16 protein-coding genes are annotated in these 13202 nt (G+C 70.4%); 9 read left to right on the forward strand and 7 right to left on the reverse strand.

From position 1 onward, the window contains the following. The first annotated feature begins 7 nt into the window (after positions 1 to 7). On the forward strand, positions 8 to 1186 hold the full coding sequence (locus tag FHX82_RS01935) for a hypothetical protein (RefSeq protein WP_229880791.1): 1179 nt from the start codon (positions 8 to 10) through the stop codon (positions 1184 to 1186). A 38-nt stretch (positions 1187 to 1224) separates the two neighbouring features. Then, entirely contained in the window at positions 1225 to 2754 is a 1530-nt protein-coding gene (locus FHX82_RS01940; protein ID WP_145934969.1) for a hypothetical protein, read from the forward strand. 4 nt (positions 2755 to 2758) lie between these two features. On the opposite strand, the gene FHX82_RS01945 is transcribed toward FHX82_RS01940, so the two are convergent. The 3 genes from FHX82_RS01945 to FHX82_RS01955 form a co-directional block, all read right to left on the reverse strand. Beyond that, positions 2759 to 2905 (reverse strand): hypothetical protein, encoded by a 147-nt coding sequence (locus FHX82_RS01945; RefSeq protein WP_183176425.1) that lies wholly within the window; start codon positions 2903 to 2905, stop codon positions 2759 to 2761. A gap of 129 nt (positions 2906 to 3034) precedes the next feature. After that, complete coding sequence (gene coaA / locus FHX82_RS01950) at positions 3035 to 3967, reverse strand: type I pantothenate kinase (RefSeq protein ID WP_145934968.1); 933 nt, start codon at positions 3965 to 3967, stop codon at positions 3035 to 3037. 92 nt (positions 3968 to 4059) lie between these two features. Beyond that, on the reverse strand, positions 4060 to 4677 hold the full coding sequence (locus tag FHX82_RS01955; RefSeq protein WP_145934967.1) for a macro domain-containing protein: 618 nt from the start codon (positions 4675 to 4677) through the stop codon (positions 4060 to 4062). 96 nt (positions 4678 to 4773) lie between these two features. Here FHX82_RS01955 and pheA point away from each other — a divergent pair, with 96 nt between their 5' ends. The 3 genes from pheA to FHX82_RS01970 all read left to right on the forward strand — a co-directional run bounded on the left by pheA (position 4774) and on the right by FHX82_RS01970 (position 7072). Continuing rightward, positions 4774 to 5688, forward strand: coding sequence for a prephenate dehydratase (pheA, locus tag FHX82_RS01960; RefSeq protein ID WP_145934966.1), 915 nt, complete (start codon positions 4774 to 4776; stop codon positions 5686 to 5688). After that, the gene (locus FHX82_RS01965) at positions 5685 to 6293 is read left to right on the forward strand and encodes a histidine phosphatase family protein (RefSeq protein ID WP_145934965.1); all 609 of its coding nucleotides are present in this window, start codon (positions 5685 to 5687) and stop codon (positions 6291 to 6293) included. The genes pheA and FHX82_RS01965 overlap by 4 nt, the downstream gene beginning before the upstream one ends. Before the next feature lie 125 nt (positions 6294 to 6418). Next, positions 6419 to 7072 carry a DUF4232 domain-containing protein gene (locus tag FHX82_RS01970; protein ID WP_145934964.1) on the forward strand — a complete coding sequence of 218 codons (654 nt, stop codon included), beginning with the start codon at positions 6419 to 6421 and terminating at the stop codon, positions 7070 to 7072. Positions 7073 to 7075: 3 nt separating this feature from the next. Here FHX82_RS01970 and FHX82_RS01975 read toward each other — a convergent pair whose 3' ends face one another. The 3 genes from FHX82_RS01975 to FHX82_RS01985 all read right to left on the reverse strand — a co-directional run bounded on the left by FHX82_RS01975 (position 7076) and on the right by FHX82_RS01985 (position 9115). Further along, positions 7076 to 7531 (reverse strand): hypothetical protein, encoded by a 456-nt coding sequence (locus tag FHX82_RS01975; RefSeq protein ID WP_229880792.1) that lies wholly within the window; start codon positions 7529 to 7531, stop codon positions 7076 to 7078. 275 nt (positions 7532 to 7806) lie between these two features. Continuing rightward, positions 7807 to 8157, reverse strand: a complete 351-nt coding sequence (locus tag FHX82_RS01980) for a metallopeptidase family protein (RefSeq protein ID WP_145936087.1) — start codon at positions 8155 to 8157, stop codon at positions 7807 to 7809. A gap of 4 nt (positions 8158 to 8161) precedes the next feature. Continuing rightward, the gene (locus FHX82_RS01985; protein WP_183176426.1) at positions 8162 to 9115 is read right to left on the reverse strand and encodes a septum formation family protein; all 954 of its coding nucleotides are present in this window, start codon (positions 9113 to 9115) and stop codon (positions 8162 to 8164) included. A gap of 125 nt (positions 9116 to 9240) precedes the next feature. Here FHX82_RS01985 and FHX82_RS01990 point away from each other — a divergent pair, with 125 nt between their 5' ends. The 4 genes from FHX82_RS01990 to FHX82_RS02005 are packed head-to-tail and all read left to right on the forward strand — an operon-like array spanning position 9241 to position 12364. Beyond that, positions 9241 to 9795: a cell envelope integrity protein TolA gene (locus FHX82_RS01990; protein ID WP_145936096.1), complete on the forward strand. Its 555-nt coding sequence runs from the start codon at positions 9241 to 9243 to the stop codon at positions 9793 to 9795. After that, positions 9796 to 10962 (forward strand): glutathionylspermidine synthase family protein, encoded by a 1167-nt coding sequence (locus tag FHX82_RS01995; RefSeq protein WP_145936086.1) that lies wholly within the window; start codon positions 9796 to 9798, stop codon positions 10960 to 10962. Between the two features lie 40 nt (positions 10963 to 11002). Beyond that, positions 11003 to 11449 (forward strand): DUF350 domain-containing protein, encoded by a 447-nt coding sequence (locus FHX82_RS02000; RefSeq protein ID WP_145936085.1) that lies wholly within the window; start codon positions 11003 to 11005, stop codon positions 11447 to 11449. Positions 11450 to 11458: 9 nt separating this feature from the next. After that, positions 11459 to 12364, forward strand: a complete 906-nt coding sequence (locus FHX82_RS02005; protein WP_145936084.1) for a haloalkane dehalogenase — start codon at positions 11459 to 11461, stop codon at positions 12362 to 12364. A 3-nt stretch (positions 12365 to 12367) separates the two neighbouring features. Here FHX82_RS02005 and FHX82_RS02010 read toward each other — a convergent pair whose 3' ends face one another. Further along, a complete protein-coding gene (locus FHX82_RS02010; RefSeq protein WP_145936083.1) occupies positions 12368 to 13138 on the reverse strand; it encodes a PRC and DUF2382 domain-containing protein in 771 nt (256 codons plus the stop codon). Positions 13139 to 13202: the final 64 nt, after the last annotated feature.

Below are 13202 nucleotides of genomic sequence, written 5' to 3' on the forward strand. Positions count from 1 at the left end.
TGTGCCGGTGACCGACCTGCAGGGCTACCTCCGCTCGCTCGACGCCGAGACCCTCGCCGGGCTGCTGTACGAACAGGCCGAGCGCGACCCCGAGCTGCACGCGCGACTGCAGCTGCGCGCCGGTGGGGAGGAGCCCGCCGAGGTCGACCGGCACGCGGGTGAGGTCACGAAGATCGCCGCGGTACTGGACACCGTGCAGCGCCTGCTCGACTCCGGTTCCCCGGCCGACCTGGCCCCGCTCGCGCGGCGCACGGTGGAGCGGGTTCTCAAGGCGCAGCAGGATGATCCGGCCGTGGTGCGGCGCGCGGTCGCGCTCTACGCCCGCGCCTGCGCGAACCGGCCGCCGGCCGACCTCGCCGAGTGGCTCGCGTCGGCCGCGCTCGACCACGGAGCAGAGATCGACCTGGCGGCCTTCGTGAAACCGTTGGGAGACAGCGGTCTCACGCAACTCAAGTCCATAGTGGACAAACACCATGGGCCGGCCGCCGAACGGTTCGCCGAGCAGCTGGCGGAACTGTCCGGTGACGTCGACGCGCTGCTGGAAATCCTGTCCCGCCGCCCGCAACGGCTCGACGTGCGGCTCAAGATCGTCCGCGTGCTGCGTGGGGCGGGACGCACGGCGGAGGCCGTCGCGTACGCCGCCCGTGCGCTCAACCAGAACGACGACGCGGTGAAAACCCGTGGCACCGAATTCCGGCGCGCCCCGTCGGAAAAGACTTTCCTCGCGTTGCGCGAAGCCGCCGTCGAACTCGGCCGCTGGGAAACGGAACGGGAATCGGCGCTCGCCGTGCTGCGGAAATCCGCGGAGTCGGACGAGGCGGCCGCCGACGAGCTCGTGCGGGTGCTGCTCGCCGAAGAACGCCCCGAGGAGGCGTGGCAGGCCGCGCGGCGGTACCCCTGCTCGCTGCCGGTGCTGCTCCAGGTCGCCGAACTGCGGGAAGCCGAAGCGCCCGGCGAGGTGATCGACGTGTACAAACTGTTTGTCAATCACCTGATCGAGCAAAAAGGCGCGAGCCATTACGAACAGGCCGCGAAGCGGCTGCGCAGGATCCGGCAGTTGCACCGGAAGGCGGGCACCGCGGACGAGTTCGCGCCCTATCTCGCCGAGCTCGTGACCACCCACAAGCGCAAGGCCCGGCTGCTCGCCGAAATCCGGCAGGCGCGGATCGCGCTGCCCAAGGGGTGAAGGTGGCACCGCCCGGCGCCGGTGCCACTATGTGACTCATGACCGAGCTGCCCCAGCAGGAATCGAGCGAAGACGCGGCGAGCGGAAGCGAGCTGCTCGAAGAGGTGCTGCGTGAGTTCGCCGAGCTGGACTCGGCCGCCGATCCGCTGCGGGTCGAGCTGGTGACCTCCGAGATACTGGGCGAGTGGTGGGAGGCCGGTGACGACCTGGCCGCCGAGCTGATCGAGTTCGCCGCCGAGGCGCCCGAGCCGGAGCGCCTGGTGGCGCCGCTGGCCGCGCTGCGGTCGCTGGCGCCCACCGAGGAGCAGCGGGAGGCCGCCGGGCTCGCGCTGGACAAGCTGGGGCTCGGCGAGCCGGACTGGGCCAGGGCGCTCAACCAGGTGCAGGTCGGCGAGTGCTGGCGGACCTCCGATGTGTACGGCGACGAGACGTCCGTCCTGTGTGTCTTCGGCGAGGGCGAGTCCGCGCACGGGTTGCTGGTGTCGATCGGCTACGCGCTGTTCGGCGGCTGGGCGGACGAGGCGGTCATCGTCGAGTCACCCGCTGAGGTGATTTCCGAGATGCAGAGCCAGGCCGCGGAGAGCGGGAACCTCGTGACGTGCGAGCCGATCACGCCCGGTCGCGCGCACCAGCTGCTCGCCGACGCGTTCGTGGGCACGGAGCTGCAGACCGAGCCCGAGGTCACCGACGACTACGTGCGCTTCCGCGCGCTCGCGATGGCCCGCACGCGGTCGCTGCCCGAGCCCGAGCCGGTCGACCCGCCGCGGGTCCTCTCCGCGGAGGAGGAGGCCGAGACGATCGACGAGTTCTTCCGCGCGGCCCTCGACCTGGAGGACACCGAAGCGGCCCGCGTGTGCGCGCTGCGGCTGATCGAGTTCGGCATGGAGCACGACCCGCGCACCCCGCTGCGCGTCGGCCCCGACAAGCTCGCCTCGTTCGTCGACCTCGTCGACGACGGCGCGATCGAGCTGACCGACGAGCAGGACGAGGTGCTCGACGCGGTGCTGCCGGCGTGGGCCCGCTGGGGCGCGCAGCGCGACAGCCTGCCCGCGGACGCCGTCGAGCCGCTGATCGAGGCGGTCGAGGACCGCATCTACGAGCGCAGCCTGGAGACCGAGTCCAGCCTCGACGCGTACCTCGAGGACGCCGAGGACCTCGATGAGCAGGCCGCCGCCGCGGTGCTCGAACGCCGCCAGTTCGCCATTCCCTCGGTGTACACCGAGATCGCGGGCGAAGAGGTGGAGCTCGACCCGTCGGACCCGGAGCAGCGGCGCCTGCTGGTGATCGGCGAGCACCCGGACTTCCAGGACTCGCTCGCCGAGGACGACCTCGACGAGGAGTCGTTCCTGCGCCTGGCCGCGCACACCACGCTCGTCGACCAGCTGTGGGACGACGAGCCCGCCGAGGTGTGGCAGGCCGCCCAGCGGCTGCTCACCCGTGGCCTCCAGCGCACCGAGGTGATCGCGCAGCTGGCCGCGGCGCTCGAAGAGCGGCTGGAGACCGGCGAGGGCGACGGCCTCGAGTTCGACCTGGACGACTACCTGCGCGCCCTGGAAGAGCTCGGCTGACGGGTCAAGGCCCCGCGGTGCCTTCCGGGGCCTTCTCGGTGCGGGCCGCGAGCGCGTCGTCGAAGTCGACGACGAACGCTCCGGCCGCCATCGCCAGCAGCACCACGATGCCCAGCACCGCGCCGATCCACGTGAACACGATGGTCGCCATCGGTGTGCCTCCTCCCTGGTCGGGGTGCAATTCCTGTTTCAACCAGGGTGCGGTCCACGCGATGTGCGCGGTATCGGCCAACCGGTTACTGACCGGGTGACAACATCAGCCGATCGGCCGATCGGGCGCCTACAGCTTGCGCAGGCGCACGCGGTTGATGGAGTGGTCGGCGTCCTTCCGGAGGACGAGCGTGGCCCTCGGCCGGGTGGGCCGGATGTTCTCGACGAGGTTCGGCTCGTTGATGGTCTTCCACAGGTGCCGGGCCTCGGCGCGCGCCTCGTCGTCCGGCAGGCCGGCGAAGTGGTGGAAGTGCGAGGCCGGGTCGGAGAACGCGGTCTGGCGCAGCTTGAGGAACCGCTCGACGTACCAGTGCTCGATGTCCTCGGTGTGCGCGTCGACGTAGATGGAGAAGTCGAACAGGTCCGAGACCATCAGCCGGGGGCCGGGCTGCAGCACGTTCAGGCCCTCGATGATGAGGATGTCCGGCTGCCGGACCACCTGCTCCTGACCGGGCACGATGTCGTACGCGAGGTGCGAGTACACCGGCGCGCTGACCTCTTCGGCGCCGGACTTGACCTCGGCGACGAACCGCAGCAGCGCGCGCCGGTCGTAGCTCTCGGGGAAACCCTTGCGGTGCATGATGCCGCGCCGCACGAGCTCGGCCCGCGGGTACAGGAACCCGTCGGTGGTCACGAGGTCGACGCTGGGGTGGTCGGGCCAGCGCGCGAGCAGGGTGCGCAGCAGGCGGGCCGTGGTCGACTTGCCCACGGCGACGCTGCCCGCGATGCCGATCACGTACGGCACCTTGGTGCCCCGGCAGTCCTCGCCGAGGAACGTCGTGGTCGCTTCGTAGAGCCGTTGCCGCGCGGCGACCTGCAGGTTGATCAGCCGGGACAGCGGGAGGTACACCTCCGCCACCTCGGTGAGGTCGACCTGCTCGCCGAGCCCTCGCAGGCGCAGGAGCTCTTCGGCGGTCAGCGGGAGTGGGGTGCTGCGGCGCAGCTCCCGCCACTGTTCCCGGTGTAGCTCGACGTAGGGGCTGAGCTCACGAACCCGTGGCATTCCCACACTCCTTGCCCGTCGGTGGGCTGGCGGCGACGTCTGCTTAACGCTCTTCCAACGGTAAGTCGAACGCGCGTCGAACGCCCTGTGAGTTACTGCACGCCGCCGAAGACCTCGGCCCACGCGGCGGCGACCTGACGGGCGCAGGTCTCCGGGCTCACGCCCCCGACGCCGGTGCCGAGGCCCGGCATCGCGATGGTGTCGACCACGTGGCGGACTTCGGCCCCGTGCTCCAGCTTGCCGTCGCGCCACTTCAGGAACACCGCGCGCGCCGCGAGGTACGGGTGCACCGTGTCCTCGGGCAGCCGCTCGCCCGGCTCGCGCATCGTCGGCGCGCTGATCAGCCAGGCGGGCGCGGGCTCGCCGGTGGGGACGATCACGGACTCGCCGATCGGCAGCTCGCCGCCGTGGTAGGCCAGCACCGCGCTGCGCACGTTCTGCTCGACCTCGGGGAACGCCCGCGCGTACACCGCGTCGATGCCGCCGCGCATCCAGCCGTAGGAGTTGGCCGGGCTCACCACGGCCTCGGCGGCCACGTCGAGCACCGAGCCGTGGTGCACGCGCGCGGCACCGTCCACCCGGTCCACGACCGACTGCCAGGCCCGGGCGAGTGGTTCGTCGATGGCGCACAGCACCAGGGCCGGAGTGTGGGGGGAGACCAGGTCGTCGGTGCCCTTCGAGGTGGCGTGCGTGCCCGAATCGGCGGTCACAGGTACACCATGCCAAAAAACGCCACCCAAGGTAACCGTGCGAACTCGGCACCGCCTGAACAGAGCAGCGCTTCCGCAGGTGCGTAGCCTGGCGGAGTGGCAAAAATCGCATACTTCGGCCCCGAAGGGACGTTCACGGAGCAGGCGGCCCGTGGACTGGCCGCGGACGGCGACGAGCTGATTCCATTTGAGACGATCCCGCTCGCGCTCTCGGCCGTGCGCAAGGGCGAGACCGACGCGGCGTGCGTGCCGGTGGAGAACTCTGTCGAAGGAGTGGTCCCGGCCACTCTCGACGGTCTCGCCGAGGGGGACCCATTGGTCGCGTTCGCCGAAGGGTTGCTGCCCGTTCACTTCAGCGTCCTGACGCGCCCCGGGACGGAGGAGATCCGCACCGTGGCGAGCCATCCGCACGCGCTCGCGCAGGTGCGGCTGTGGGTCGAGGCGAACCTGCCCGGCGCGAAGCCGGTGGCCACGTCCTCGACGGCCGCGGCCGCCGTGGCCGTGCAGCGAGGTGACTTCGACGCGGCCGTGACCGCTCCGGTCGCGGTGCGGCACTACCCGTTGGAGGTCCGCGCGACGGAGGTCGCCGACGTGCGCGACGCCCGCACGCGGTTCCTGCTGGTCCGGAAGCCGCAGCAGCCGCTGCCGGAGCCCACGGGTGCCGACCGGACGTCCATCGTCGCCGCGGCCGCGAACCGCACCGGTGCGCTCGCCGAGCTGCTCACCGAGCTTTCCGGCCGCGGCATCAACCTGACCCGCCTCGACGCGCGGCCCGCCCGCTCGAACTTCGGCGAGTACCGCTTCTTCTTCGACTTCGAGGGCCACATCGCCGAGCCGCGCATCGGCGACGCGCTCGCGGCGCTCCGCCGCCGCTGCCGCAACGTCCGCTTCCTCGGCTCGCACCCGCGGGCCGACGGGGTACGGGCCACCATCGCCGAGGCGGCCGGCAACGAGGACTTCGTCGACGCCGCCGACTGGGTCGCGGCCGTGCGCAGGGGGGAGCTGGCGTGAAGCTGTACCTGATCAGGCACGCCGAGAGCACGGCGAACGTGCGCAAGATCCTGGACACCGCGCTGCCGGGGCCGCCGCTGACCGACCTGGGGCGGATGCAGGCGCAAGCGCTTGCGGATCGCCTCTCGGGCGAACCGTTCGCGGCGGTCTACGCCTCGCGCGCCACCCGTGCGCAGCAGACAGCCGCTCCGCTGGCCGCGGCGTTGACCCTGTCGGTGCAGGTCATCGACGGGGTGCAGGAAGTGAACGTCGGTGACCTCGAAGGCCGCGGGGACCGCGAGGCGCTCATGGCGTACGCCGGGACGGTGCACCCGTGGACGCGGGGTGACCTGAGCGTCAGCATGCCGGGCGGCGAGAGCGGGGAGCAGGTGCGCGCCCGCTACACCGCGGCGGTCGCCGAGCTGCGGGAGAAGCACGAAGGCGACGAGGCGATCGCGTTGGTCAGCCACGGCGGCGCGATCCGGTTGGCGGCCGAGTGGCTGTCCGACAACGTCCGCCCGGAGCTGGCCGACCAGGGGCTCATCCCCAACACGGGTGTCGTCGAGCTCGACTCGCGGCCCGAGGGCGGGTGGACCTGCCTCAGTTGGACGGGCACGAAGATGTGAACCACCGTGTGGTGTTTTCACCTCGTGCGGCGACTTCTCGTAACAAAATGGCGTGGTCTGCACAACCACGTGCGTGGCCCGCACGTCTCCCGGGTAGTGCTCGAACAGCACAGGGAGGCGAAAACATGGTGCGAGTGAGGATCTCTCGGATCGGGCTGGCGGCCGCGGTGGCCGGCATGGCGGTCGCCGTCACGGCCTGCGGGCAGGGCACGCAGAACGCCCAGCCACAGCCCAGCACGACGACCACCACAGCGACTTCGGAGAGCACGTCGGCGAGCCCGAGCCCGACGACGTCCACCGCGTCGGTCGAGCAGGGGGCGCCGGCGGCGACGCAGGCGGACAACGGGATGTGCAAGGCGAGCGACCTGAAGCTGTCGCTCGGACAGGGGGACGCGGCGGCGGGGACCGTGTACCGGCCGCTGGTGTTCACGAACATCAGCAACCATTCCTGCGTGATCCAGGGCTTCCCCGGCGTCTCGTACGTCGGTGGGGCGGACGGCCACCAGGTGGGCCCGGCGGCGTTCCGCGAGGGCACGAAGGGCGCGCCGATCACCCTGAACAAGGGCGAGACCGCGTCGGCGGCGATCGGTTTCGTCAACGTGCAGAACTACGACACGGTGACGTGCCAGCCGCAGCCGGTGCGGGGCCTGCGGGTGTACCCGCCGCAGGAGACGGCTTCGGAGTTCGTCGACTTTCCCACCACGGGCTGCGGGAACGACAAGATCCCGGGCAACCAGCTCACGGTCAAGTCGATCGTCAAGGGCAGCAACGCGCAGTAGCGGTCAGACCTGGGCGCACAGCCGTTGCGCCAAGGTCAGGTGGCGGCGCCCGGCGGGGTCGGCGAAGTTGAGGCTGATGACCATCCGGCTGACTCCGTCGAGGTGGTCGGCCAGTTCCTGGTAAACGGGATTCTGGTCGGCCGCCGCGGCGGACAGGTCACGGGCCGCGGTGATGCGCCGGACCACCCCAGGCGCGAGCACAGCCTGACTCACGTACCCGGACGGCAAGGTCCCGGCCCGCTCCAGCGCCTTGCACGCGGCGCGAGCGTCGTCGGCAGCGGGGCTGCTACTGGTGGCCCCGATCCACAACAGCCCCATCACGAGCATCCCGATGAGGAACCCGGCCACTCCCGCGACCACCAGAGGCCGCCGAGAAGCCACCGGTTCGTCCGGCGCCAGGTCCTCGGGATCGGTCAGCATGGGCCATTGCAACACCAGCGGGCGCGCACAGCCCAGCATTGCGTCCAGGCTGTTATCAACACGGCGAAGGACACCCCGCAACGATCCGCAACCCCAGGCCCCACCGCCCGGCCCCCACCCGACCCCGATCCCCAGCTGCATTAGCGGTTGGCTCGCCGGGTCAGGGGTGGCGAAGCCATCGCGAAGCGACGCCGCAGGCGCCCTTGACGCGGTGAGCCAACCGTTAAACGGGGCGGGGGTGGGCCGGGCAACGAGGGCGGCCACGCCCGGTCAAATCCGCACCCGAAGCGACCACGACCCACGCGCTCAGCGCGTCAACCCCACCCCAGCTCGTGCAACCGCTCGTCGTCGATCCCGAAATGATGCGCGATCTCGTGCACCACGGTGACCAGCACTTCCTCGACGACCTCGTCCTCGGTCTCACACACCGCCAGAATCGGCTCCCGGTAGATCGAGATCCGATCCGGAAGCACCCCGCTGTAGTCACTGGTCCGGGACGTCAACGCCACCCCGTGGTACAGCCCGAGAATCCCGGGCGCCTCTTCGTTGAAGTCCTCCACCAGCACGACGACGTTGTCCATCGCCTGCGCGAACTCCTCCGGCACGGCGTCGAGCGCGTCCGCGACGAGCTCCTCGAACCGGGCGGCGGTCATCTCGACCGGCACCGCGTCACCCACTGGCCTTGCTGGTGGGCGGGGCCGACGACGCCGGCGGAGCGTCCTGTGCCTGCTGCCGGATGCTGCCCGTCACCGGCGCGAGGCCGCTGTTGTCCGGCAGCTTCGCGGCCACCTTGCAGTTGACCAGCGTGGACCCCGCGTCCCAGCTCTCCTGTTCCCGCAGGTCCCACGTGAGGATCAGCTTCTGCGCGTCGAGGTCGACGCCGCCCGCGTAGCCCTGCACGTCGTGGTTGCATTCGGTGTCCAGCCACGTCGCCTGGTCGTTCTGCGCCGGGTAGCCCCCGGTGAAGTGCGTCTTCAGGTCCACCGTCGCGACGATCTCGTACGCGTGGGGCTGCGCGCAGTCGATCGGGTTCCCGACCGTCTTGTCCGCCAGCGCCAGGCAGGTGCCCGGCTCCCACACCGCCGCCTGCGACTGGCCCGCCGCGTTGCCCGTCACCGGCTGCAGCGCGCCGCCCGGCGCGGCCCACTGCAGGACGCACCGCATGTCGCGGTCGCCGTCCGCCCACTCGTCGGTGCCGGGGCGCAGCGCGCTGACCGTGAACTTCCCGAACGGGTCGAGCTGCTTGCCGAGGTACTTCTCGGCGCCGTCGGTGCACCGGCCCATCGCCAGGTCGCGCCACTCGTCGACGCTGGGTGCGGGCGCGCCCTGCGGGTACTTGTCGCCCACGCTCACCACGCCCGTCACCTCGTACAGGTGCGGCTGCGCGCACGGCACGGTGTGGATGTCGCTCGCGTCGGGCTGCACCCAGTTGAGACAGGCGCCCGCGTTCGCGTGGAAGGCCGCCTTCGCCTCCGGCGACTCCTCGACCTTCCCGCCGCCGGCCACGCCGCCACCCCACGAGAAGGCGACGCTCAGCGACAGCGCGACGACCGCGCCCAGGAACACACCGATCATGACGAGTCGGGTGCGCACCGTGTTCGTTGCCAAGCCGTGTCCGAGCATCGCGTCAATAATGCCCGCGTCTGCCCCGCAAGACGACCCTCGGGTGGTTAGTGTGTTCGCTGATGACCGAAGAGACCCCGCCGGAGGGGGAGCAGTCTCCGGAGCAGGCACCCCAGCGCGGTTCCATGCGGTTCCAGGACCCGGAGTCGACCAAGCCGCGTGAACCCACGCTCGCGGAGCAACGTGCCCGTCGCAAGGCGCTCGCGGAAGAGAAGGAGCGCACGGAGGCGGCGAAGCAGGCGTACAAGGAGGCCGAGCGCAAGGCCGCCACCCGCCGCAAGGTGATGATCGGCAGCGGGGTCACCGTCGGACTGGTGGGTGTCGTCGCGGCCTGGTACCTCGTCGGCACGCCCGACACCGTCAACGCCGTGTGCACGGACGCCAACGGTGTGGTGCAGAACGACGAGTACTGCGACGACAACTACGTCGCCACCCACGGTGGTCATTACGACTCCGGCAGCGGACTGTGGATCATCCCGTTCGGCATCGGCGGTGGCCAGTACCGCTACAACTACGGCGGCACCGGCACGATCGGCCAGCACGTCTCGGGCGGCACGTACACCAAGCCCTCGGGCAGCCCGACGATCAAGACCAACTCGGGCAAGACGGTGCAGCGCGGCGGGTTCGGCATCAGCGGCAAGAGCAGCACGGGCGGCAGCGGCAAGTCGGGGGGCTCGTAAGTGCGGAGGGGAACCAGCGCCCCGCGGCGGGACTGGCAGCGCATCGTCGAGGAGCAGGGCCTGGTGTTCGGCACCCCCGCGCGCTACGGCTCCGGCAAGGACCGCCCGTACTGGGACGAGTCCGTGCACTACGTCCTGGAGATGGACGAGGTGCTGTCCCTGGAGGCCGACGTCGAGCTGCTGCACTCGATGTGCCTGGAGGCCGTCGAGCACGTCGTGCTGACGGAGCAGTACGCGAGGTTCGGCATCCCGGAGTGGGTGTGGCCGCACATCGCCGAGTCGTGGAAGCGGCACGACCCGCACGTCTACGGCCGGTTCGACCTGCGCTACGACGGCGGCGGCCCGGCGAAGCTGCTGGAGTACAACGCCGACACCCCGACGTCGCTGCTCGAAGCGGCGGTGCTGCAGTGGCACTGGAAGACCGAGGTCTTCCCCGAAGACGACCAGTGGAACTCGATCCACGAGAAGCTCGTCGAGCGCTGGCAGGAGATCGGCACGCAGCTGCCGTCGAAGGAGCTGTACTTCACGTGGTCGTCCGCCGACCCCACGGGCGAGGACCACATCACCACCTCCTACCTGCAGGAGACCGCCGCCGAGGGCGGGCTGGACACCGTGGGGCTGGCGATCGAGGAGATCGGCTGGGACCCGGTGCTCAAGCGGTTCGTCGACCTCGAAGAGGCGCCGATGAACACCGTCGTGAAGCTCTACCCGTGGGAGTGGGTGGTCGACGAGGAGTTCGGCCGCTACGCGGTCGAGTCGCTGCCGCGCACCCTGTGGGTCGAGCCGCTGTGGAAGATGCTGCTGTCCAACAAGACGCTGCTGGCCGTGCTGTGGGAGAACTACCCCGGCCACCCCAACCTGCTGCCCGCCTTCGCCGACGACCCCGGCCTGCTCACCGAGTACGTGCGCAAGCCGAAGCTGGGCCGCGAGGGCGCGAACGTGTCGATCGTGGCCCCTGGCTACGAGACCGAGACGCCCGGCGTCTACGGCGAGGAGGGCTACGTCTACCAGGCGTTCGACCCGCTGCCCGAGTTCGACGGGTTCCGGCCCGCGCTGGGCGCGTGGATCGTCGGTGACAGCTCCGCCGGACTGGGGATCCGGGAGACCGCGGGCCTGGTCACGGATGACGGTGCGGCATTCGTCCCCCACCGCATCCCGGAATCGTGATAAACACCCCGCGACACACTGACCGACCCTGGGAGACTCGATGACCCTCGCGCTGGCCGACACCTTCGGCTCCGACCTCGTCAAGGGGATCGGCGCCATCCTGCTGTACGGCGTCGTCGGGCTGCTGCTGATGCTGGTGGGCTTCTACGCGATCGACTGGACCACGCCCGGCAAGCTGTCGTCGCTGGTGCACCGCGGCCTGCCGAACGCCGTCATCGTCACCGCGTCGGGCATGCTGTCGATGGCGTTCATCGTGGTCGTGGCCATCTTCAACTCGGCCAGTGACCTCACCGAGGGCCTCATCACCTCGCTGGTCTACGGCCTGCTCGGCATCATCGTGCAGGTGCTGGCGGTGCGGCTGCTGGAGTGGGCGACGCGGATCGACGTCGGTTCCACCATCGAAAGCGAGAAGTTCGCCCCCGCCAGCATCGTGGTCGCGGCCGCGCACATCGCGTTGGGGCTCGTGGTGGCGGTCGGAATCTCCTAGGGTCGGGGTGTGCGCCTCCTGAGGACTCCCGAAGACCGGTTCGCCGACCTGCCAGAGTTCGACTACCCAGCGCTGTACGCCGACATCGACAACCCGAGAGACGGCATCGTCCGGATCGCCTACACCGAGGCCGGACCACCCGACGGACCGCCCGTGCTCCTGCTGCACGGCGAGCCCAGCTGGTCTTTCCTGTACCGCAAGATGCTGCCCGTACTGGCCGACGCCGGCCTGCGGGCGATCGCGCCGGACCTGGTCGGCTTCGGCCGGTCCGACAAGCCGGTCGACATCGCCGATCACACCTACGCCCGGCACGTGGAGTGGATCCGCGCGTTCGCCTTCGACGCGCTGGACCTGCGGGGCGTCACGGTGGTCGGCCAGGACTGGGGCGGGCTGATCGGGCTGCGCCTCGTCGCCGAGCACCCGGAGCGGTTCGCGCGGGTGGTCGCCGCCAACACCGGGCTGCCGACGGGCGACCAGGACATGCCGGCGGTGTGGCACGAGTTCCGCCAGGCGGTGCAGAAGGCACCGAAGCTCGACATCGGCCGCTTCATCCAGTCCGGCTGCCGGACGAAACTGTCCGACGAGGTCCGCGCCGCCTACGACGCGCCCTTCCCCAACGAGATGTACAAGGCCGGGCCGCGGGCGATGCCGAACCTCGTGCCGATCCGCCCGGACGACCCGGCGAGCGAGGCCAACCGGCGGGCGTGGGCCACACTGTCCGAACTGGACATCCCGTTCCTGTGCGCGTTCTCCGACGGAGACCCGATCACCGGTGGGATGGCCCCGGTCCTGAAGCGCGCCATGAAGGGCGCCACTGGCCTGGACCATCCCACGGTGACCGGTGCCGGGCACTTCCTGCAGGAGGACGCCGGTGCGGAACTGGGCGAAATCGTGGCCCGGTTCGTGCGCGGCTAGCGACTAGGGGTGGTTGCGGCGGCCCATGCGGTCGCGACCGTCGCGACCGTCCTCGTCGACCTCGATGCGCTCCTTGCGGACCTCGCCGGAGAGCTGCTGCTCCTCGGTGACGTCCTCCTTGCGCAGCCGCACCTTCTCCATCGGCACGGCCTCCTTCTCCACCTTCGCCCGTTCGGCGTGCAGGGTCATCTCCTGCTCCTCGTCGCCGATGCGGGCGTTGGCGCGCTCCCCGTCGGTGATGGGCTCGCGCTCGATCCGCACCTCTTCGTGCGTCACCGGCACCCGGACCTGCTGTTCCTCCGTGACCGTGTACTTGCGCAACCGCACGCGGCCGGTCTCGACCTGGTCCTTGCCGACCTTCAGCTGCTCCTCGGAGCGGGTCATGGCCTCACCGGCTTCGCGGGTGCGGCCGGTGTCCATCCCGCCCCGGCGCCCGCCGGTGTTCTCCATCGAGGCGCGCGGCGTCGGCAGGTTGTAGTACCGGTAGAGCTCGACACTCTCCTGTTCGGACAGGTGCTGGTCGGCGTCGGTGCGCGGCGCGTCGGAAACCTGGTCCTTCGACACCTGGACGTGCAGGCCGTCGCGGTCAAGGCGCGCGCCCCGCAGCGGGACGAAGCTCTCCTTCTGCCCGAACATCCCGGTCCGCACGGTCACCCACTCCGGCTCCTGGGTGTCGTCGGACAGGTAGACCGTGCCCACCTTGCCGATCTTCTTCCCCTCCGGGTCGACCACGGCGTTCTCGGTCAGTTCCTCGGGACGAAGTGTGCTCGTCATGACTGAATCTCCCCTTCGGATCGTCAACCGTCCTGAAAGGAGTTGACGTTTTCCGGGGACCCCG

It is taken from the genome of Amycolatopsis bartoniae (genome assembly GCF_014191255.1).
GTDB lineage: Bacteria > Actinomycetota > Actinomycetes > Mycobacteriales > Pseudonocardiaceae > Amycolatopsis_E > Amycolatopsis_E bartoniae.

Excerpts from the sequence above, each read along its gene's own strand:
- FHX82_RS01940 (WP_145934969.1), top strand. The coding sequence starts at position 1,225 with ATGACCGAGCTGCCCCAGCAGGAATCGAGCGAAGACGCGGCGAGCGGA.
- FHX82_RS01945 (WP_183176425.1), bottom strand. The coding sequence starts at position 2,905 with ATGGCGACCATCGTGTTCACGTGGATCGGCGCGGTGCTGGGCATCGTG.
- coaA (WP_145934968.1), bottom strand. The coding sequence starts at position 3,967 with ATGCCACGGGTTCGTGAGCTCAGCCCCTACGTCGAGCTACACCGGGAA.
- FHX82_RS01970 (WP_145934964.1), top strand. The coding sequence starts at position 6,419 with ATGGTGCGAGTGAGGATCTCTCGGATCGGGCTGGCGGCCGCGGTGGCC.
- FHX82_RS01975 (WP_229880792.1), bottom strand. The coding sequence starts at position 7,531 with ATGCTGGGCTGTGCGCGCCCGCTGGTGTTGCAATGGCCCATGCTGACC.
- FHX82_RS01985 (WP_183176426.1), bottom strand. The coding sequence starts at position 9,115 with ATGCTCGGACACGGCTTGGCAACGAACACGGTGCGCACCCGACTCGTC.
- FHX82_RS01990 (WP_145936096.1), top strand. The coding sequence starts at position 9,241 with ATGCGGTTCCAGGACCCGGAGTCGACCAAGCCGCGTGAACCCACGCTC.
- FHX82_RS02000 (WP_145936085.1), top strand. The coding sequence starts at position 11,003 with ATGACCCTCGCGCTGGCCGACACCTTCGGCTCCGACCTCGTCAAGGGG.
- FHX82_RS02010 (WP_145936083.1), bottom strand. The coding sequence starts at position 13,138 with ATGACGAGCACACTTCGTCCCGAGGAACTGACCGAGAACGCCGTGGTC.